19 protein-coding genes are annotated in these 18,422 nt (G+C 69.3%); 2 read left to right on the top strand and 17 right to left on the bottom strand.

Annotation, left to right across the window (positions count from 1 at the left end):
* Positions 1-3: 3 nt before the first annotated feature.
* From ACLJQ7_RS39885 to ACLJQ7_RS39855, 7 genes are all read right to left on the bottom strand, one after another.
* Positions 4-876 carry an NUDIX domain-containing protein gene (locus ACLJQ7_RS39885; RefSeq protein ID WP_410653381.1) on the bottom strand — a complete coding sequence of 291 codons (873 nt, stop codon included), beginning with the start codon at positions 874-876 and terminating at the stop codon, positions 4-6.
* 4 nt (positions 877-880) lie between these two features.
* Positions 881-1,840 carry an ROK family protein gene (locus ACLJQ7_RS39880; RefSeq protein WP_410653454.1) on the bottom strand — a complete coding sequence of 320 codons (960 nt, stop codon included), beginning with the start codon at positions 1,838-1,840 and terminating at the stop codon, positions 881-883.
* 16 nt (positions 1,841-1,856) lie between these two features.
* Positions 1,857-2,276, bottom strand: a complete 420-nt coding sequence (locus tag ACLJQ7_RS39875) for a hypothetical protein (protein WP_410653380.1) — start codon at positions 2,274-2,276, stop codon at positions 1,857-1,859.
* Positions 2,273-3,454: an ArsA family ATPase gene (locus tag ACLJQ7_RS39870; RefSeq protein WP_410653379.1), complete on the bottom strand. Its 1,182-nt coding sequence runs from the start codon at positions 3,452-3,454 to the stop codon at positions 2,273-2,275. The genes ACLJQ7_RS39875 and ACLJQ7_RS39870 overlap by 4 nt, the downstream gene beginning before the upstream one ends.
* 14 nt (positions 3,455-3,468) lie before the next feature.
* Positions 3,469-3,909, bottom strand: a complete 441-nt coding sequence (locus tag ACLJQ7_RS39865) for an SRPBCC family protein (protein ID WP_034322545.1) — start codon at positions 3,907-3,909, stop codon at positions 3,469-3,471.
* Positions 3,910-3,936: 27 nt separating this feature from the next.
* On the bottom strand, positions 3,937-4,725 hold the full coding sequence (locus ACLJQ7_RS39860; RefSeq protein ID WP_410653378.1) for a metallophosphoesterase family protein: 789 nt from the start codon (positions 4,723-4,725) through the stop codon (positions 3,937-3,939).
* 173 nt (positions 4,726-4,898) lie between these two features.
* Positions 4,899-5,309 (bottom strand): polyketide cyclase / dehydrase and lipid transport, encoded by a 411-nt coding sequence (locus ACLJQ7_RS39855; protein WP_410653377.1) that lies wholly within the window; start codon positions 5,307-5,309, stop codon positions 4,899-4,901.
* Positions 5,310-5,434: 125 nt separating this feature from the next.
* Here ACLJQ7_RS39855 and ACLJQ7_RS39850 point away from each other — a divergent pair, with 125 nt between their 5' ends.
* Positions 5,435-7,225 (top strand): AMP-dependent synthetase/ligase, encoded by a 1,791-nt coding sequence (locus ACLJQ7_RS39850; RefSeq protein WP_410653376.1) that lies wholly within the window; start codon positions 5,435-5,437, stop codon positions 7,223-7,225.
* Positions 7,226-7,433: 208 nt separating this feature from the next.
* Here the strand turns inward: ACLJQ7_RS39850 and ACLJQ7_RS39845 are convergent, their stop codons facing one another.
* The 3 genes from ACLJQ7_RS39845 to ACLJQ7_RS39835 form a co-directional block, all read right to left on the bottom strand.
* Positions 7,434-8,528 (bottom strand): FAD-dependent oxidoreductase, encoded by a 1,095-nt coding sequence (locus ACLJQ7_RS39845; protein WP_410653375.1) that lies wholly within the window; start codon positions 8,526-8,528, stop codon positions 7,434-7,436.
* A 65-nt stretch (positions 8,529-8,593) separates the two neighbouring features.
* The gene (locus ACLJQ7_RS39840; RefSeq protein ID WP_410653374.1) at positions 8,594-9,541 is read right to left on the bottom strand and encodes a ferritin-like domain-containing protein; all 948 of its coding nucleotides are present in this window, start codon (positions 9,539-9,541) and stop codon (positions 8,594-8,596) included.
* 87 nt (positions 9,542-9,628) lie between these two features.
* The gene (locus tag ACLJQ7_RS39835) at positions 9,629-10,873 is read right to left on the bottom strand and encodes an aminotransferase class I/II-fold pyridoxal phosphate-dependent enzyme (RefSeq protein ID WP_410653373.1); all 1,245 of its coding nucleotides are present in this window, start codon (positions 10,871-10,873) and stop codon (positions 9,629-9,631) included.
* Between the two features lie 175 nt (positions 10,874-11,048).
* Between ACLJQ7_RS39835 and ACLJQ7_RS39830 the strand changes: the two genes are divergently transcribed.
* Positions 11,049-11,552, top strand: coding sequence for a hypothetical protein (locus tag ACLJQ7_RS39830; protein ID WP_410653372.1), 504 nt, complete (start codon positions 11,049-11,051; stop codon positions 11,550-11,552).
* Here the strand turns inward: ACLJQ7_RS39830 and ACLJQ7_RS39825 are convergent, their stop codons facing one another.
* The 7 genes from ACLJQ7_RS39825 to ACLJQ7_RS39795 are packed head-to-tail and all read right to left on the bottom strand — an operon-like array spanning position 11,553 to position 18,209.
* Positions 11,553-12,047 carry a hypothetical protein gene (locus ACLJQ7_RS39825; protein WP_410653371.1) on the bottom strand — a complete coding sequence of 165 codons (495 nt, stop codon included), beginning with the start codon at positions 12,045-12,047 and terminating at the stop codon, positions 11,553-11,555. It abuts the gene before it with no gap.
* Entirely contained in the window at positions 12,044-12,532 is a 489-nt protein-coding gene (locus ACLJQ7_RS39820) for a hypothetical protein (protein WP_410653370.1), read from the bottom strand. The genes ACLJQ7_RS39825 and ACLJQ7_RS39820 overlap by 4 nt, the downstream gene beginning before the upstream one ends.
* A complete protein-coding gene (locus ACLJQ7_RS39815; RefSeq protein ID WP_410653369.1) occupies positions 12,532-13,767 on the bottom strand; it encodes an MCE family protein in 1,236 nt (411 codons plus the stop codon). Before ACLJQ7_RS39815 ends, ACLJQ7_RS39820 begins: the two co-directional genes overlap by 1 nt.
* Positions 13,764-14,969 (bottom strand): MCE family protein, encoded by a 1,206-nt coding sequence (locus ACLJQ7_RS39810; RefSeq protein ID WP_410653368.1) that lies wholly within the window; start codon positions 14,967-14,969, stop codon positions 13,764-13,766. The genes ACLJQ7_RS39815 and ACLJQ7_RS39810 overlap by 4 nt, the downstream gene beginning before the upstream one ends.
* Complete coding sequence (locus ACLJQ7_RS39805; protein WP_410653367.1) at positions 14,966-16,147, bottom strand: MCE family protein; 1,182 nt, start codon at positions 16,145-16,147, stop codon at positions 14,966-14,968. The genes ACLJQ7_RS39810 and ACLJQ7_RS39805 overlap by 4 nt, the downstream gene beginning before the upstream one ends.
* A complete protein-coding gene (locus ACLJQ7_RS39800; RefSeq protein ID WP_410653366.1) occupies positions 16,144-17,175 on the bottom strand; it encodes an MCE family protein in 1,032 nt (343 codons plus the stop codon). The genes ACLJQ7_RS39805 and ACLJQ7_RS39800 overlap by 4 nt, the downstream gene beginning before the upstream one ends.
* Positions 17,172-18,209 (bottom strand): MCE family protein, encoded by a 1,038-nt coding sequence (locus ACLJQ7_RS39795; protein ID WP_410653365.1) that lies wholly within the window; start codon positions 18,207-18,209, stop codon positions 17,172-17,174. Before ACLJQ7_RS39795 ends, ACLJQ7_RS39800 begins: the two co-directional genes overlap by 4 nt.
* Between the last annotated feature and the right edge of the window lie 213 nt (positions 18,210-18,422).

Genomic DNA, 18,422 nt, shown 5'->3' with positions numbered 1-18,422 from the left:
GGACTAAACGCGGGAGTCGAGGTGCCCCAGAAGCGTGCCGGGGCCGAAGGTCGAAGCGCCGAGTGCCTCGACGCGGGACCGCAGTTCGCGATCGGCGGTCACCACGACGACGTGGTCGTCCGGTGCCGCGGCGCGGGCCTCCCGCGCGACGGCGACGATCGTGTCGTCACCCTCGCCCTCCGCCTCGACGACCTCGACACCGGGCACCGGCGCGACGCCCCGCGCCTTGCCCTCGACGACCAGCACGACCTTCGGCCACCACGACCATTCGCCGCCACCGGGAAGCGCCGGATCGGCGAGCCCGGTTCCGCCCAGGGCCCCGAGCTTGTCCCGCAACCGCTCCGCGGCGCCACGCCGGTCGCGCCACCAGCCGTCCGGCCGCGACCCGACGACGTTCGCGCCGTCGACCACCAGTACGAGCCTGCGATCCAAGTGTTCCCTCAATCCCGGCCACGCGGCCGCGAAATCCCGGTGCAGCCGGAAGTCCGCGACCTCGGCCGCCCGGACCCACCGCAGTTCCGCGCTCTCCGCGCTCGTCACCCTGGCCGATAGCGGGCCGATCGGCGCGGCCAGGACCGTGGTGTAGCGCCAGTTCCCGTGGTCGACGTGCGACGCCGCCAGCGCGCGGACCCGGCCGGGCGGGATGTCGGCCTCCTCGTGCGCCTCGCGGGTGGCGGCCTCACGCGGGCTCTCCCCCGCCTCGACGGCGCCCCCTGGCAGCGCCCAGGTGTGTCCATGATGGACCCACCAGGCCCGCCGCTGCAGCAGGACACCGCGTGCGGGATCGGACAGCAGCAACCCGGCGGCGCCGTTCAGACCCCAGTGAAGATGCCCGAAGTCGCACTTCACGAAGCCGTTGCCGTCCTGCCGGGTCACGGGTTCAGCCTGTCACACCGACCTCGGCGCCGGGAGCCTTCGACGCGTCGACGGCGAGCGCGGCGGCACCGACGATCGCCGAATCGTCGCCGTGGTGCGCGGCCCGGATCCGGGCCAGCGGGCGGTGCCCGGCGCCGGTGATCTTGTCCGCGTAACGCTCGCGTGCCTCGTCGAGGAACAACGGCGCCGATTCGGACACCCCACCGCCGATCACGATGATCTCGGGGTCGAAGACGTCGGCGACCAGCGCCAGGCCCTCGGCCAGCCACTTCGCCAGCTCGGTCATCGCGCGCTGGGCGATCGGGTCCCCGTCGCGGGCGGCACCGGCCACCCGGCGTCCGGTGACCGAGCCGGGGTCTCCCCTGGTCTCGCGCGCGAGCACGGTCGAGCGGCCGGGGTGCCGCGCGAGCAGTTCCACCGCCGTCGCGGCCAGCGCCGTCCCGCTGCAATACCGCTCCCAGCAGCCGTACTTCCCGCACGGGCAGGGTCTGCCGCCGGGGACGACGGTCAGGTGCCCGAGTTCCGGTGCGACGCCGTACGCGCCCCGGTAGATCTTGCCGTCGAGCAGCAGTCCCGCGCCGATCCCCGTGCCCAGTGCGATCAGCGCGGCGACATGAGCGCCGCGGGCGGCCCCGAAGCGGTACTCGCCGACCGCGGCGGCGTTCACGTCGTGTTCCAGGGTCACCGGCAGGCCGACCCGCTTTTCGATGCGCTCGGCGACCGGCGCGGCACGCCAGGACAGATGCGGCGCGAACATCACCGTCCGCCGGTCCTTCGCCACGAACCCGGCGACCGCGAGGCCGACGCCGGAGACGTCGTGCCGGTTGCGGAGGTCTTCGACGACCCCGGCGATGGCGTCTTCGAGCGCGTCCTCGCCGCTGGGCGTCCCGACCCTGGCCGTGTCCATCAGCGAGCCGTGCTCGTCCACCACGCCGGCGCGCACACTCGTGCCCCCGACGTCCACCCCTACCGTCAGCAACTCACTTCTCCCGGTCCGGCTGCCAAGCGTCGCGCCTGGTCACCGCGATGTGCTGCACCCGCGAAGCTCCCACCTGCACATCTTCGGCCGCGGGCTCCTTCCGCGCAGGCTGGAAGCCCGGCATGTGCACGCCCGCCTCGGGTTCCCAGCGATCGGCGAGCACCGCCCGCAGCAGCGCCACGAGCTGCGCGGCCTGCTCCATCAGGCCGGCCACGAACTCGGGCCGCTCGCCGCGGAAGATCCCGACGATCGCGCAGAGCGGGCACCACCCGCCGGAATCGTGGTCGGTGCAGCCGTGGCCGGCGGAGATCAATCCCTCCAGCCACGGCGCGGCGTGCTCGACGACCAGTTCGACCAGCAGGCGGATCTCTTCGGCCAGGTCGAGCGGCCCTGATCCGGTGTTCTCGTTGTTCTCGCTCACCCGGGTCCCCGGTTCCCGGCCAGGCTCACGACCAGGCCGTGCGCGTCGGATTCCGCACCGGTGATCCGGCACGGGCGCAACATCTCCGGCAACGCGATCAGCCGCCGGAAACCGTCCACGGTAACGGCGAGATCATCGTCCACTCTGGCCAGGTCCACTTCGGAGTCACGGTGCAGTGGCACCGCGATCCGCAGCTCGTAGCCGCTGTCCGATTCGGACACCCGCAAGAGCGGGGTAACACCCTTTTCGCTGCCCGCCAAGGGGTCCAGACCTTGGTAGAGCTCGTACGCGATTTCCTGCAGCGCCTCGAGCCCCACCGGCTCGACCGCGCGATGCTCGACGGGCTTCACCTGCCCCGGCCCGAAGCCCGCGTCGGCGAGTTCGGCGAGGACGGTGTTCTGCTGCGCGCGCCGGGTCCGCATCCACGTGGCCGCCGCGCCGCGCCAGAACCCGGGCGCGGGCATCAGCCGGTTGACGATCAGGCCGTCGACCAGGATTCCGCGCAGGGCAAGGGAACTGAGGGTGCGGCGCGCTTCCGCGACGACGACGCGTTCCGGGGTCAGCACGAGCCGCACGGTCGTGGTGGCCGGATCGGTCAGCAGGGTGCGCAGCGACTCCAGATGCGCGCCGAGCCGCCGCACCGCGGCCGCCGTCCGCCGCGCGCCCGGTTTGAACATCCTCGACAGATAGCCGGAGACGGCTTCGGGCAACGCCAGCAGGCGCAGCGTTTCCGCGGTCGGTCCACAGTCGACGACGACCGTCTCCCAGGGACCGTGCTCGGCGAGACGCTGGACTTCGGTGAGGGCGAGGAGTTCGTCGACGCCGGGCACCACCGTGAGTTCTTCGGCGTCGAGCGATTCGAGGCCCACTCCCGCGAGCGCGGTCTGGAGTTCCTGCCGGAGTTCGCGCCAGGTGCTGTCCACCAGGCCGCGGGTGTCGATCTGGGCGGCGTGTAAAAGTCCCGACGTACTCCCTACCGCGGAGGGACCATCGGACACAGCGTCCACTTCGGACGGTTCGCCGCCGAGCGCGCGGCCGAAGGCGTCACCGAGGGAATGCGCCGGGTCGGTCGAGACCACGAGCGTCTTCCTGCCCCGCCCGGCCAGTGCCGCCGCCGTCGCCGCGGCCAGCGTGGTCTTGCCGACACCCCCCTTGCCGGTGAACAGCAGGATCCGCATGCCTACCCTTCGACTCAGGATGCTTCAGCGCGCTTCTTGAGCTCCTTGAGCGCGGTGTCCATGACCATCTTCTCGGCCTTGCGGCGCAGCAGCCCGATCATCGGCAGCGCCAGCTCGACGGACAGCGTATACGTGACCTTGGTGCGGCCGGCGCTCAGCGCTTCGAGGGCGTAGCGGCCGTTCTGGGCCTTCTGCATCTGGCCCTTGACCAGGTGCCAGCTGACTCCGTGGCCGTCGGCGTCCCAGTCGTACTCGAGGGTGTAGACGTCCTTGATGGGCCCGGCGTCGAGGGTGAGTTTCACCTGCTTGGCGCGGCCGTTGTCATCCTCGGCGAGGACCTCGGTCTCCCGGACGGCCTTGGCCCATTCCGGGTACGCGGGGAAGTCGGCGATGACGGCCATGACCCGCGCGGGCTCGGCGTCGACCTCGATGGACTGCGTGGACTGCTCGGCCATGCCCCGAACTCTAGCCGGGACCGGCAGTCACCAGCGAAGCACGTACGGCTGAGAGGTCTCTTTGAAGTGACCGACGTTACGGCATTCGGTCCTGCCGAGCCTCGTCCGCGGCGTCAGCGGCTGGTGGACGTGCCCGAAGACCGACCAGCGCGGCCGCTGCTCGCGGATGAGATCCACCAGCGCCGCCGACCCGATCTCGGAGCGCCGGGCGATCACGTCGTAGGTCAGTTCCGGGACGGCGGGCGGGATGTGGGTGCACAGGACGTCCACGTTCTCCAGCCCGGCGACGGCGACGTCGTACTCCTCGCGGGTGCGCAGATAGGGCCGCCAGAAGCCGTTGCGGCGCGGGACCACGTTCGGCGGGAGCAGCGCGCCGCCGATGAACCCGAAGCGCAGCCCGCCGAACTCGGCGACCTCGCCGTCGAGGACGGTGATGCCGTCGCCGGCGAACTCGGGCCACAGCGACGGGTCGTCGACGTTGCCGGGGGTCGCGAACGTCGGCGCGGTCAGCGCTCCGAAGAGGACGGCGTACTGGTCCTGGATGGCCTCGCCGACCGCGGCGGCGGGATCGGCCAAAGTGGCCCACAACGATCGCGAGAAGGCAACGGTCTCATCACGAGTGCCCTCACGCCGCAGCCGCGCGAACTCGCCGACCTTCTCGGCGCCGAACAGCGCGCCCATGATGCCCTTGTCGTGTTCGCGGTAGTCGACGAAGTCCAGCAGGTCGCCCAGGACGATCAGCGCGTCGGCGCCGTCGCCCGCGCGTTTGAGCGCGTCGGCGTTGCCGTGCACGTCCGACACCACGTGAACCCGCATGCTCTCCCCTGTGCTCCTTGGTGGACCCGCGACCGCGATCCCGTCACCAGGGCGCGGCAGGTGGCTCCCTCACTTCGTGCTTTCCCGCCGGGATAGCGAGGCCTTCGGCCGGGGCGGGCCCACGGTCGTGCGTGGTCACCACATCGCGACACATCCGCAGCTCCGCCTCTCCCCTACCCGGCCCGGGGACCGACCCCGGGCTCACGCCCGTCCTCAAGGATCTCCTTGAGCCCGAGCGCGATCACCTTGGCGGCACGGGCCCTGCGGTCGAACTCCCGCCGCAGGTCACGGGCCTGGAGCGCGCGCGGCGCCCCGTCCGGACCGGCGGGAGTGGCACGCAGGAAGTAGTGCAGCAGAGTGCCGTCGAGCACCGGCTCGAGCCAGACCTCCATGGTACCGATCAAGGCACCGCGCACGGTCCAGCGCAGTCCTTGGTCGCCGCGGTCGGTGTAGACCTCCAGGACGAGGTCCGGCCAGTAACGTGACCAAGATCGCGGATCGGCGAAGGCGGCGGCCACGGTGGAGGGCGGGACCACGAGGAAGGTCTCGTCGACGATGTCGAGAGCTGGCGGCGCCTGGTTCACAGCGGCAGAATGTCATGCCCTGGGTATGGCCGATTCGTCAGCATGGTCTTAAGGTGCACGGCACGCTAAGTTGACTGGCGGGTAACACCGGTCACACCACTTGCACGCGAACACGGAGGTTCCTCGTGCGCGAATACAGCGCCCCCGCCGCCAATCCGGTGACCGACGACGAGAATCTCGCCGACGTCGTCTGGGCGAACGCGGAGCGGTTCTCCGATGTCGTGAGTTTCCGCCGCCAGGTCGACGGTACCTGGTTGGACATCACCGCCAAAGACTTCGCCGCCCAGGTTCTGGCCGTGGCCAAGGGAATGGCACAGGCGGGTATCGCTCCGGGCGACCGGATCGGGCTCATGTCCAAGACCCGCTACGAATGGACCCTGATCGACTTCGCGATCTGGGCCGCCGGAGCGGTCACCGTCCCGATCTACGACACCTCCTCGGCCGAGCAGGTCCACTGGATCCTCTCGGACTCGGCCGCGAAGGCCGTGTTCGTCGAGACCGACGAACACGTCGCGACGCTCGAATCCGTCAAGGGCCGCCTCGACACGCTCGAGCACACCTGGCAGATCGAGGCGGGCGCCGTCGACCAGCTCACCGAGCAGGGTGCCGGGCTCAGCGACGACGACCTGCACGAGCGGCGCCGCACGGTGAAGGCCGGCGACCTCGCCACGATCGTGTACACCTCGGGCACGACCGGCCGCCCCAAGGGCGTCGAGCTGACCCACCGGAACCTCCTCGCCGAGATCCGCGCCGACATCGCCGCGTTCCCGCAGCTGATGGAGCAGGGCAACTCGCTGCTGGTGTTCCTGCCGCTCGCGCACGTCCTCGCCCGCGCCATCGCGGTGACCGCGCTCAGCGCGCGGGTGACCCTCGGGCACACCTCGGACGTCAAGGACCTCGTCGCCGACCTCGGCACCTTCCGGCCGACGTTCGTCGTCGCCGTGCCGCGGGTGTTCGAGAAGGTCTACAACGGCGCGAAGCAGAAGGCGCACGGTGACGGCAAGGGCAAGATCTTCGACGCCGCCGAAGCCACCGCCGTCGCGTACAGCCAGGCCCAGGACACCGGCGGAGCCGGGCTCGGCCTCAAGATCAAGCACGCGCTGTTCGACAAGCTGGTGTTCAGCAAGCTGCGCGCGGCCCTCGGCGGCCGGTGCGTGGCCGCGGTGTCCGGCGGTGCCCCGCTCGGCGTGCGGCTCGCGCACTTCTTCCGCGGCATCGGTGTCCCGGTGTTCGAGGGCTACGGCCTGACCGAGACGTCCGCGGCCGCCTGCGTCGGCACCCAGGACGGGTTCCGCGTCGGCACCGTGGGCCGCCCGGTCGCCGGTACCTCGGTGCGGATCGCCGACGACGGCGAGATCCTGCTGAAGGGCGACGTCGTCTTCAGCGGTTACTTCAACAACGCCGAAGCGACCGCCGAAGCGCTCGAGGACGGCTGGTTCCACACCGGCGACCTCGGCGAGCTGGACAGGGACGGGTTCCTCAAGATCACCGGGCGCAAGAAGGAGATCATCGTGACCGCGGGCGGCAAGAACGTCGCCCCGTCCGGGCTCGAGGACACCATCAAGTCCAGCCCGCTGGTCAGCCAGGCGATGGTCGTCGGCGACCAGCGGCCGTTCATCGGCGCGCTGATCACCATCGACGAGGAGTACTTCCCGTCGTGGAAGTCGCAGCACGGCAAGCCCGCCGACGCCACGGTGTCCGACCTGGCAGGCGACGCCGAGCTGCGCGCCGAGATCCAGACGGCCGTCGATCAGGCCAACAGCGCGGTGTCGCAGGCCGAGGCGATCAAGAAGTTCACGATCCTGTCGAAGGACTTCACCGAGGCGGGCGGGGAGATCACGCCGAGCCTGAAGCTGAAGCGCAACATCGTGAACAAGAACTACGCGACCGACATCGAAGCCCTGTACAAGAAGTAGCTTTTCGCGTGCGAAGGCCCCCTTCCCTCGGCTGAGCCGAGTGAAGGGGCCTTCACGCGCGTTGGGTCGGTGGCGTTGGGGAACCTCGCGAGCGTTGCGAAAGCCACTTTCGCAACGTTGAAGGTTGCGAAAGTGGCTTTCGCGACGCCGGGCGGGCCCGGAGAGCGTCCATTGTGGACAGTAGTGTCGTGCTCCCCAAGGGCGTCCTTCAGCCGATCTTCGCGTCCCACTCGATGTGGTGCCGGTACAGCCAGTTCCGGTCCCGGTCGGGCGTCGTCCCCGACGACACCGCCGCGCTGCCGGCCACCAGCTCCTCCACCCGCGCCCGCCGCAGCCGCTCGTAGGCCGCGAAAGCCGTTGGCGCGTCGGGAAGATCCCGCAGACACTGCGCCAGGACGACACTGTCCTCCAATGCCATCGACGCGCCCTGTCCCGCGGCGGGCGAGGCCGCGTGCGCCGCGTCGCCCACGAGGACCATCGTGGCGTTGAACCACACCGGCGTCGAGGGCACGTCGTAGGAGTGCCCGCCGAAGACGTCGTCTCCGGTGGACTGGATGATTTCCGCGGCAGGCAACGGTTCCCCGTCGAAAGCGGCGAAAGCGGCCGAGCGCCACTCAGCCGCCGAAAGACCGACGCGGACGCCTTCGGCCGTGGGAAGCCGCGCGAACCAGTACGTCGCGCCGTCGGGCGTGCTGGTGTAACCGAAAAAGGCGTGCAGGCTCTGAACCATCCGATAGAGGGACGGGGCCTGCGGGATGCTCGTGTCGGTCGTGTAGCCGTAGACGACGTCGAGCCCCGTCGAGCGCGGAGGCGGGCAGTCCGGGTCGATGATCGTCCGGACCACCGAGCGCAGCCCGTCGGCGCCGATCAGGATGTCGCCTTCGGCCACGGAACCATCCTCGAACCGCGCGATCCCCGGCGAGGCGGAAACCAGCCGTTTCCCGCGCTCGAAGGTGATCCCGCGCGAGATCGCCTCCTCCTGCAGCGCGCGATAAAGCGACGCCCGCGTCATCGTGCGCGGCCCGGCGAGACCGTCGATGGCGAAGGAACGCCGTTCGACGGTCCGCCCGTCCGGGGTCACGAGTTCCAGGCCCACCGCGCCGAAGGAATTGTCGATCACCGGTGCCTCGGCGCCGATCGCGCGCAGGGCGTCCATGCCGTTGTGCATGATCGTCAGGAACGCACCCGCGTCCTCGCCGCCGGACGGGTACGCCTCGTGGACGCTCGCTTCGATCCCGGCCCGCCGCAACGCCATCGCGGTCACCGTGCCCGAGACGCCGCCGCCGATGATCACAGCCTTCACCGCTGACCCCCTGTCGTGTCGCCGTCACCCGACCGTACCGGGAAACGGCGACACGACAGAGAAGGTCACGCGCCGCCGCTGGCGACGAGGTCGCCGTTGACCCCCTTGGGGAAGAACCCGCCCTCCTTCACCGCACCGGCGTTCAGGTAGACGACGTTCAGCACCCGGTCGGCGCCGCGGCCGAAGCAAATGCCGTTGTCGTCGGCCGGCACGATGTTGGCCTGGTTGCCGAGCAGGATGCCCTGGTCGCCGTCGCCGGGACCGTCGAGGGCGTCGCGGGCGTTGGAGATCTTGGCCGCCGCGTCCCCGAGGCCCCGGTCGAACATCGAGGTCCGGATGGTGGCGGCGTGGTAGGCCTCGGCGGCCAGGATGCCCGCGGCCGCGTCCAGGAATGTCTTGTTGGTGATCAGCGGTGCGGCGCCCTTGTAGGCCGTGACGCCGACGTCCTCGAACAGGAACGCCGCCAGCAGGAAGTTCTTCTCGTTGGCGAACGGATCGAACCGCTGGTATTCGCTGATCAGCCCGGCCGCGCGAGCGGCGGCGGTGAAGCTGTCCTCGAGGTCGATCTCGGGCCGCGACACCGCGGCCTCGCCCAGCGCGCCGCGCAGGAACTTGACGTGCGCGACCTCGTCGCCCGCGATCTCCTTCGCGAACTGGTGCAGCGTCTTGTCGTGGAACTTCACCTTCTTGCCGCCGGCGACGCCACCCTGGGCGCCCACGCCGCCGGTGAGGTCGTCCGGCAGCCCGCGGCCGTGGACGGCGAAGGAGTAGAATTCGGCTTCGAGGTACTCCAGGTTGAGCGCGAAGTTGAGTACGGCGGCGTCGCTGGGACCTTCGGCGGCGGCAGCGGCCTCACCCGTCGCCGACGCGGACGAAGTGGCCTGTACCCCGAGGTAGGTCGCGCCGACCACACCGAGCCCCGCCGCGCCCGCGGCCTTCAGGAACCGGCGGCGATCCGTGCGGTTCTCGGCGCTGCGCGAGATGAGGGTACGAACGAAGGGCTTTCCGAACACGAGTGGTTCCTCTCGTCTTTGCGGTGCACACCCACCCACTCGGACGTTCGGAACCACCCGTGACCCGGATTGGAAAAGATCTCGAACTTATTTCTTCGTCGCCGCGGCAAGGCGAACGCAGACGGCGAGACCGCGGATGGCCTCTTCCACTTCGGCCAGCTCAGGGTAGGTCGGCGCGATGCGGATGACGGCGTCTTCGGGGTCGTCGCCGTACGGGTGGGTCGCGCCGGCCGGGGTCAGGGCGATTCCCGCCTCCTTGGCCAGCCGCACGACCTCCTTGGCGGTCCCGGACGGCACGGTCAGCGAGATGAAGTACCCGCCGGTCGGCTTGGTCCAGGACGCGAGGCCCGATTCGCCGAGTTCCTTGGTCAGGATCTCGTCGACGGCCGCGAACTTCGGCCCGATGAGCTCGGCGTGCTTGCGCATGTGCTCGCGGACGCCGTCCTCGTCGCGCAGGAACTGCGCGTGGCGGAGCTGGTTGACCTTGTCCGGGCCGATGGTCCGCTTGCCGATGAGGCCGGTCCACCAGGCCAGGTTCGCTTCGGAGGCGCCGAAGAAGCCGACGCCGCCACCCGCGTAGGTGACCTTCGAGGTGGAGCCGAACACGAACACGCGGTCGGCATTGCCCGCCTCGGTGGCCAGCGCGAGCAGGTCGGCCAACCGCGCCTCTTCGTCGGTGAGGTGGTGCACGGCGTAGGCGTTGTCCCAGAAGATCCGGAAATCCGGGGCCGCCGTGGTCATCGTCGCCAGCCGGCGCACGGTGTCGTCGCTGTAGGTGACGCCGGTCGGGTTGCTGTACTTCGGCACGCACCAGATGCCCTTGACCGCGGCGTCCTCGGCGACGAGGCGCTCGACGACCGCCATGTCCGGGCCGGTCTCGGTGAGCGGCACCTGGATCAGCTCGATCCCGAAGCGTTCGGCCAGCGCGAAGTGCCGGTCGTAGCCCGGCACGGGGCATAGGAATTTGACGCTCGGCTCGTCGGCCCAGCGGCGCTCGGCGCCCGGGAGCTTGCTGAGGAAGGCCTGCACGATCGAGTCGTGCATGAGCTCCAGGCTGGAGTTACCCGCGGCCAGCAGCTGCTCGGCCGGGACCTGCAGCGGCCCGGCGAAGATGCGGCGAAGCTCGGGCAAGCCCTTGAGGCCGCCGTAGTTGCGGACGTCCGTGCCGTCTTCGGCCTTGCGCACGTCTCCGGGGAGGGCGAGCAGCCCGTCGGCGAGGTCCAGCTGGCGGGGGGACGGCTTGCCGCGGGTGATGTCCAGGGAGAGGCCACGGTCGACGAGGGCCGCGTAGTCGCGGCGGGCGCTCTCGACATCGACAGGTGCAGTGGTCATGCCTAACGCTAAACCCGGGCGCGTTCCGGTGTGAGACGAGGGTGGCCCTGGACCGGCGCGTACAAGATCCGATAACGGTTCCGGCGGGTTTTCAGCATTCGTAACGAGTCCGAATCCCCTATTGGAACGACCGTTTTTTCCCGCATTCTCGGTATCACGAGGAAAGGGGAGAAAAATGGGATCGAAGAACTGGGCGGCGGTGACACTGATGGCCGCGGGCGCGCTGGCCGCGTGCGCGGTACCCCATCAGGGAACGGCGACTCCGGCCGTCGCGGTGGTCGCTCCGCCGACCACGATCGTGCTCCAGCCACCGGCGGTCGCGGCCCCGCCGCAGACGGTTTATGTCGCACCGCCCGAGACGCGGACGGTGCATCCCGCGCCGGCGGTTCCGGTGGCGCGAACGGTGATCGCGTACTACGAGGCGCTCAACCGGCGTGATTTCCTCACCGCGTGGAACCTCGGCGGGCGACGACTGGCGAAAGGCGGCGCTTATGCCTCCTACGTCAAGGGATTCGCGACGACTTCCTGGGCAGATCTCACCGTGACGGGCGTGAGCGGGAACAGGGTGGACGTCCATCTTTCGGCTCGCCAGACCGATGGATCGCTGCGTACTTTTTCCGGTTCCTACACCGTTTCCGGCGGCGCGATCACCGGGGCGGACATGAAACGCGTCTCGTGATCACAGCGGAGTCAGCTGGGAGATCCTCCACCGGCCGTCGACGCGCTGCGCGGTGACCGAAAGCTGCGAGACCGTCGACTGCGGGGCGCCGCCACCGGTGGTCATCGTCTGCTGGTCGAGGAACAGCAGCACCTCGGCCTGGTCGCCGCGCAGGGACCGGACACCGAGCGACCGGACCGTCGTCGTCCGCACGAGCTTCTGGTCCTCCGCCCGTTTGCGCGCCGACGCGAACTGGTCCCGGTACTGGCCGGTCGCCTCGCCGGTCAGCACCTCGCCCGCGGCCCGCTCGGTTCGCGCGAGGTTGCTGTAGTCGTAGGAGAAGACGGCCTTCACCCCGGCGCCGACCTGGTCCGCGACCTCGGCCGTGGCGGCCTGGTCCACCAGCGCCGCGTTGCCGTCCGAGCCCAGCGAAGACGCCTCGAGACCGAACCACACCGCGCAGCCGGTCGCCAGCGCGATGATCGCGATCAGGATCCGCGGGACGCGCCCGGTCATGATCCGGCCGCCTGTACCGCGCTGACCTTCCAGCCGTCCGCGACGCGCTGGTAGTCCACGGTCAGCCTGCTCACCTTGGGCGCGGCCGAGCCGCCGCCGGTGCTGACCCGCACGTCCAGCACGGCCATCAGCCGCGCCGTCCCGGCGACGGCGTCGAGTTCGGTGACCGCGGCCTGCTTGAGCTCGGCGGTGGCGACGGTCTTGCTCGCGTTCGCCCGGTCGATCTGGATCTGCCGGTCGCCCGTGAGGTCCTTGCCGAGGCGTCCTGTGGTGACGCCGAGCCAGCGGTCGACGTCCTGGGCGCCGCTGCGGTAGTCGATCGTGTTGAGCACTTCGAGCTGGCCGGACGCGGCGGTCAGGACGGCTTCGCGTTCCCGGCCCCGCGCCAGGCCGTCGTCCCGTGCGGCGCTCCACCACGACCAGCCGAACCAGGCGGCCGCGAGGACCGCCAGCGCGGCGGCGACGGCGAGGGCACGGGTGACCACTACTTGCCGCCCAGCAACGCGCCGAGTCCGCCGGGGGCCGATCCGGTGAGCAGGCTCAGCACACCCGGCAGCTGGGCGGATTCCGCCGCCTGCGGGGTCTGCTTCGGCCGCTCCGGGACCGTCGGCGGTTTCCCGGCGTACGGGGCGTTCTGCGAGCCTCGCACGCCGGTGGGGCTTCCCGGCGGCTCGGCGCAGTACGCCTGGGTGTTCACCGGCGCCTCGGTGGTGTCGTTGGCGGGACGCTGTTTCGTGCCTTCGTAGCCCTTCGTGCACGAGACGGGGTCGAAGAAGTTGAACACCACGCCCAGGTGACCGGTGCCGTCCGGCGACGTCGAACGCGAGAAGGCCGAGATGATCGGGTACGCGACGAGCAGTTCCTCGATCGCGTCGGTGCGGGCGGAGGTGATCTGGGCGGTCGTGAGCGTGTTCGCGAACAGCACGCCGAGGTCGGTCCCGGAGACCGCGAGCACGTCGCTGATCTGGCGGCTCAGCTTCGGTGCCTCGTCGATCACGCGCCGCAGGTCCGGGTCGGAGGTCTTCAGCTGCGCGGCGATCGTCTTGAGCCCGCTGGAGAACTGGCTGATGTTGTCCGCCTGCCGCCGCTGGGTGTCCAGCACCGTCCGCGAGTTGGCGAGCAGGCCCTGGGTGTCGGGCAGGTACTGGGTCGCGGTCGCGGTGAGGGAACCGGTGCTGTCCAGCAGCTGCCGCAGATCCGGGCCCGCGTTCGCGAAGGCCTCGTAGGTCTCGTCGACGACGGTCTTCAACGATTCCGGTTTCACACTCGACACCAGTTTGTCCAAATTGGACAGTACGGTGTCCGGCGCGAGCGGGATCGAGGTCTTGTCCCGCTTGATGACCGATCCCTCGGCGAGGTACGGCCCGTTTTCGTGCATGGGCAGCAGATCGACGTACTGCTCCCCCACCGCCGACCGGTTCGCGACCGCGGCCTTGGTGTCCGCGGGGATCCGCGGCGCGCCGGAGTCGATGTCGAGGCCGAGGTCGATGCCGTGTTCGGTGAGCGTCATCGACGCGACCTTGCCGACCGCGACACCGCGGTAGGAGACCTCGGCGTTGACGAAGATCCCGCCGGAGTCCTCGAGTTGCGCGGTGACGAGGTAGCCACGGGTGCCGAAGAGCCGGTCCAGCCCGGCGTACTTGCCACCCGCGTAGACGACCGACACGACCGCGATGACGACGAACACCGCCAGCTGGATCTTGGTCTTGCGCGTGATCACCGGCCACCTCCGAGCAGCGGCCCGAGGATCCCGCCGAGGACGCCACCGAGCACATCCCCTTGGGGCGCCTGCGGAGCCTGCGGGAGATCACCGGCGGGCAGCGGCAGCACCGGTGGCGCGGCACCGTTGTTGAACGGGATGGCGCCGGGTGTGCCGGTCCCCTGGGTACCGGGCAGCTGGATGATCGGCTGCGACGAGTTGTTCATGTTCTCCAGGAACGTGTCCAGTTTCAGGTCGATCTTCGCCTCCACGTTCGCGTAGTCGCCCTTGATCACGTTGCCCGCGTAGTCCGGGAACGGGTACGTGAGCAGGATCCGCAGCGCCGTCGGCAGATCCTGGCCGGCCTCGGTCAGCTTCCGCAAGGTCGGCTGCAACGCGCGGAGGTTCGCGACCAGCGTGTCCTTGCTCGCGTTGATCGTCTCGGTCGCGACCCCGGACAGCGTGTTCAGCGACCGCAGCATGCCGACCAGCTGGTCCCGTTGCTCGGTCACGACCTTGAGCCCCGGCGAGAGGTTGTCGAGCGCGTTCGTGAGGTTCTGTGTCTGGCCGACGAGGGTCTTCGACAGCTTGTCGAGGCCGTCGATGGCGCGCAGGATCTCGCCCTTGTGGCCGTCGAGTTCCGTGGCGAGCTTGTCCACTTGGGACAGCAGGGAGCGGACCTCGGCCTCGTTGCCGGTGAGCGCTTCGTTGAGTTCGTGGCTGATCTTCTGGATCTGCTCGACGCCACCGCCGTTGAGCAACAGGGAAAGCGCGCCGAGGACCTCTTCGACCTCGGGGTTGCGGTTCGTGCGGTCCAGCGGGATCTTCGCGCCCTCGGCGAGCGTTCCCTCGGGCTTCTCGGGGGCGTGCAGGTCGACGAACTTCTCTCCGAGCAGGCTCGACTGCCGCAGCTCGGCACGCGCGTTCGCGGGCAGCGCGATGTCGCCGTTGACGACCATGCTCACCCACGCCGACCGCGTGTCCGGCGCGAGGTCGATCTTCTCGACCCGGCCGACCGGGACGTCGTTGACCTTCACACTCGCCTGCGGCACCAGGTCGAGGACGTCGGAGAACTGCGCGGTGAGCCGGTACGGGTGGTCGCCGAGATCCGCGCCGCCCGGCAAGGGCGTGTTGTACAGCCCCGAAAAACCGCCGTCACTGCAACCGGCCAGCACGAGGACGCCCGCCATCACTCCCGCGATCTTCTGCCGTTGCCGCCTCATTTCCGGAGCCCCTTCGTCATGACGTCGACGAGCGGGAGCGGCAGCGGTGGCAGTTCGCCGCTCTGCAGCGAGGCCAGCACCTGTGGAACCGACGGGAGTTTCAGCGTGCCGTCGAGGACCGGCGCGAGCTGCTTGCAGATGTCGCCCAACGCGTCCGGGATCGGTTTCGGCGTGCTCGCGCTGATCAGGCGGCACACGGTCAGGATCGGCGGATGCGTCAGCTCGTTCAGGTTGTCCCGCACCGCGATCGTGCCGGACGCGGCGTCATAGGAGTTGATGAAGTTGGTCGCCCCGGTCGGCGCGATGTCGATCACCTCGGCGAGCGAGGCCCGCTGGTCCACGAGCACCTTCGTCAGCCCGGCCAGTTTGTCCACATTGGACGAGAGGAGATCCTTGTTCTCCGCGACGAACTTCTCGACGTCGCCCATCGCCGTCGCCAGGGAGTTCAGCGCGGCGCCCACGTCGGCGGAATCCGCGGCGAGGAAGCCGCTGACGTCCGCGGCCCGGCGGTAGAACTCGTTGAGCTGCTTGTCACTTTCGGCGAGCGCGCCGGTGAAGGAGTTCAGGTTCTGCACCGTGGTGAACAGGTCGCCTTTGGAGCTGTCCAGCGTTTTGGCCAGCTCGGACAGCCGCGTCACCGTGGTGTTGAGGTTCTTGCCGTTGCCGTCGAGGTTCGCCGCCGCGGTGTCGAGCACGTCGGACAGCGCGCCGTTCTTGTTGGCGCCGTTGGGTCCCAGGCTGGTCGAGAGCTTGTCGAGACTCGTGTAGAGATCGTCGAGTTCGGCGGGCGTCGCCGTCTTCTCCTTGGCGATCACCGTGTCCGACGCCATTTCGGGGCCGCTCTCGTAGGCCGGGGTCAGCTGGACGTACCGGTCGCTGACCAGGCTCGGCGCGACGACGACGGCTCCCGCGTCGGCCGGGATCGGGGTGTCGCCGTCGATCCGCATGTCGACCCGGACCGCCTCGCCCTGCGGCGTGACCCCGGCGATCTCCCCGACCTTCACCCCGAGCACCCGGACCGACGAACCCGCGTAGAGCCCGACGGTCTTCCCGAAGTAGGCGCTGATCCGTGTGCCTCCCGGTTCCTTGAACACCAGCCACAGCCCGGCGGTCAGGAGCAGCACGAGAACGCAGGCGAACGCGACCCGGTCGTAGACCGTGCGGGTGCGAGTGCTCATCGTCCGCCCACTCCCTGATTCGGTGCCGCGATCGGCGGGGTGCAGCCCTCCGGGTTCACCTGGAACGCGCCCGCGATGATCGTCGGCGGCAGCAGCCCGCACAGGTAGCCCTCGAACCAGCGCCCGTTGCCCGTCGCGTTGGCGCCGACGCGGGCGAACGGCGCCATCAGCGCGAGGCTGCGGCTGAGGTTGTCCTGGTTGCGCTGCAGGATGTCGGTGACCTTGCCGAGTTTCTCCAGCGTCGGCTTCAGCTGTTGCCGGTTGTCGGCGACAAGACCGGACAGCTGCGCGGAGACCTGTTGCGTGCCCTTGAGCAAGGTGCTGATCGCGTCCTTCCGGTTCTGCAGTTCGGCGAGCAGGAGATTGCCGTCGTCGAGGATCCGTTTCAGCTGGGCGTTGCGGTCGGACAGCGTCTTGGACACCTTGCTCGTGTTGGCCAGCAACGTCTTCAGGTCACCGTCGCGTGAGGACACCGTCTTGGACAAGGAAGAGAGGCCGCTCAGCGCGTCCTTGAGGTACTGCGGGCTGTCCTTGAGCGCGTCGGAAAGGACGGTGAAACTCGACGCCAGCTGTTCGGTGTCGATCTCACCGACCGTGCTCGACAGCTCCTGGAACGCGTCCTGCAGCTCGAACGGCGTCCGCGTGCGGTCGAGCCCGATGGTGGTGTTCGGGTCCTGGTTCGCCTTGCCCTTCGGCGTGAGCGCGAGGAATTTCTCGCCGAGCAGTGTCTTGATCTCGATCGACGCGGCGGTCGCGTCGCCGACCCGGACATCCTTGACCCGGAACTTCACCAGCACCTTCTTGCCCGCCAGCTCCACCGAACTGACCTGGCCGACCTTGACGCCGGCGACCTGGACCTCGTTGTCGGGCGACAGCCCCGCGGACTCACCGAAGTACGCGGAGTAGGTCGTCCCGTTGCCGAACAGCGGGATCCGGTCCGAGAAGTACGTCGTCGCCGTGATCAGCACGATCAGGATGAGCGTCACGCCGCCGACCACGGCCTGGTTGCGTTCCTTGAGCGGCTTCACGGCCCGCACCTCTCCGGTCGCTGCGTGCCGGGCAGCGGCGTGATCGGCAGTTCGATGTCGAGCGATTTGATGCCAATGCTGCCGGAGATCCCGCACAGGTAGTAGTTGAACCAGCTGCCGTAACTCAGCGTCCTGGTGAACTTCTGCAGGTTGCCCGGCAGCACCTGCAGGAGGTGGTCGAGCAGCTGTTCCGAGTCGCCGAGGTTCTGCGACAGCGCGCCGAGCTGGACGACGTCGTCCTTGAGTGCGGGGCGCGCGTCGGCGAGCAGCCCGGTCGTGGCGACGGTGAGGTCGCCCAGCGCCTTGACCGCCTCCCCGATCGGCTGCCGCTGCTCGGCGAGCCCGGTGACCAGCCGCTGGGTTTGGTCGATTAGCTCGCCCAGCTGCGGAGAGCGTTTCTCGACCGTGCCGAGCACGTTGTTGAGGTTCGCGATGACCTCGCCGATGATCTTGTCCTTGCCCGCGATGGCCGACGTGACCGACGCGGTGTGCGCGAGCAGGCTGGTGATCGTGCCGCCCTCGCCCTGGAAGACCTGGATGATCTCGTAGGAGAGTTTGTTGACGTCCTCGGGGTTCAGCGCGCGGAAGAGCGGTTTGAACCCGTTGAACAGCACGGTCAGGTTGAGCGCCGGTTTGGTGCGTTCGGGCGGGATGACCCCGCCGCGCGGCAACGACTTCTCGTCGCCGATGTCCGTGCCGAGCGAGAGATACCGCTGGCCGACCAGGTTACGGTACTTGATCGTCGCGGTGACCGACGCCGGCAACCGGTGCGAGGTCTGGACGTCGAAATGGACCTGGGCGAAGTTCTTCTCGCCCGCTTCGACCTCGATCTCGCCGACCTGGCCGACCTTCACGCCGACGATGCGGACGTCGTCGCCCTCCTTGAGCCCGGACGCGTCGGTGAACTTGGCCGTGTAGCCGGAGGTCTCGCCGAAGTTGGTGTTCGCGATCGTGGCGCCGAGGATCGCGGTGAGCAGCACGGTCACCACCGCGAAGACGAGGATCTTGACCAGGTCGGGTACGAAGGACCTCATCGGGCGGCCCTCCCGCCTCGTGAATGGCCAGGACGGTTGAAACCGTCCTTACTCATGCGCCCCCAGTGTGTCCGGTCGCTTCCTGCCGTCGCGGGCCGAGCACGTTGCGAAAGCCACTTTCGCAACGTTGAAGGTTGCGAAAGTGGCTTTCGCAACGTCGGCCGGGCGGGCGATGGGGCGACCGGCGGGCAGCCGGGGGTCACGCCCGCACCC

It is taken from the genome of Amycolatopsis sp. cmx-4-54 (genome assembly GCF_046548895.1).
Lineage (GTDB): Bacteria > Actinomycetota > Actinomycetes > Mycobacteriales > Pseudonocardiaceae > Amycolatopsis.
The sequence above is the reverse complement of the archived record's forward strand: the minus strand, read 5'-3'. Positions and strand labels throughout refer to the sequence as shown.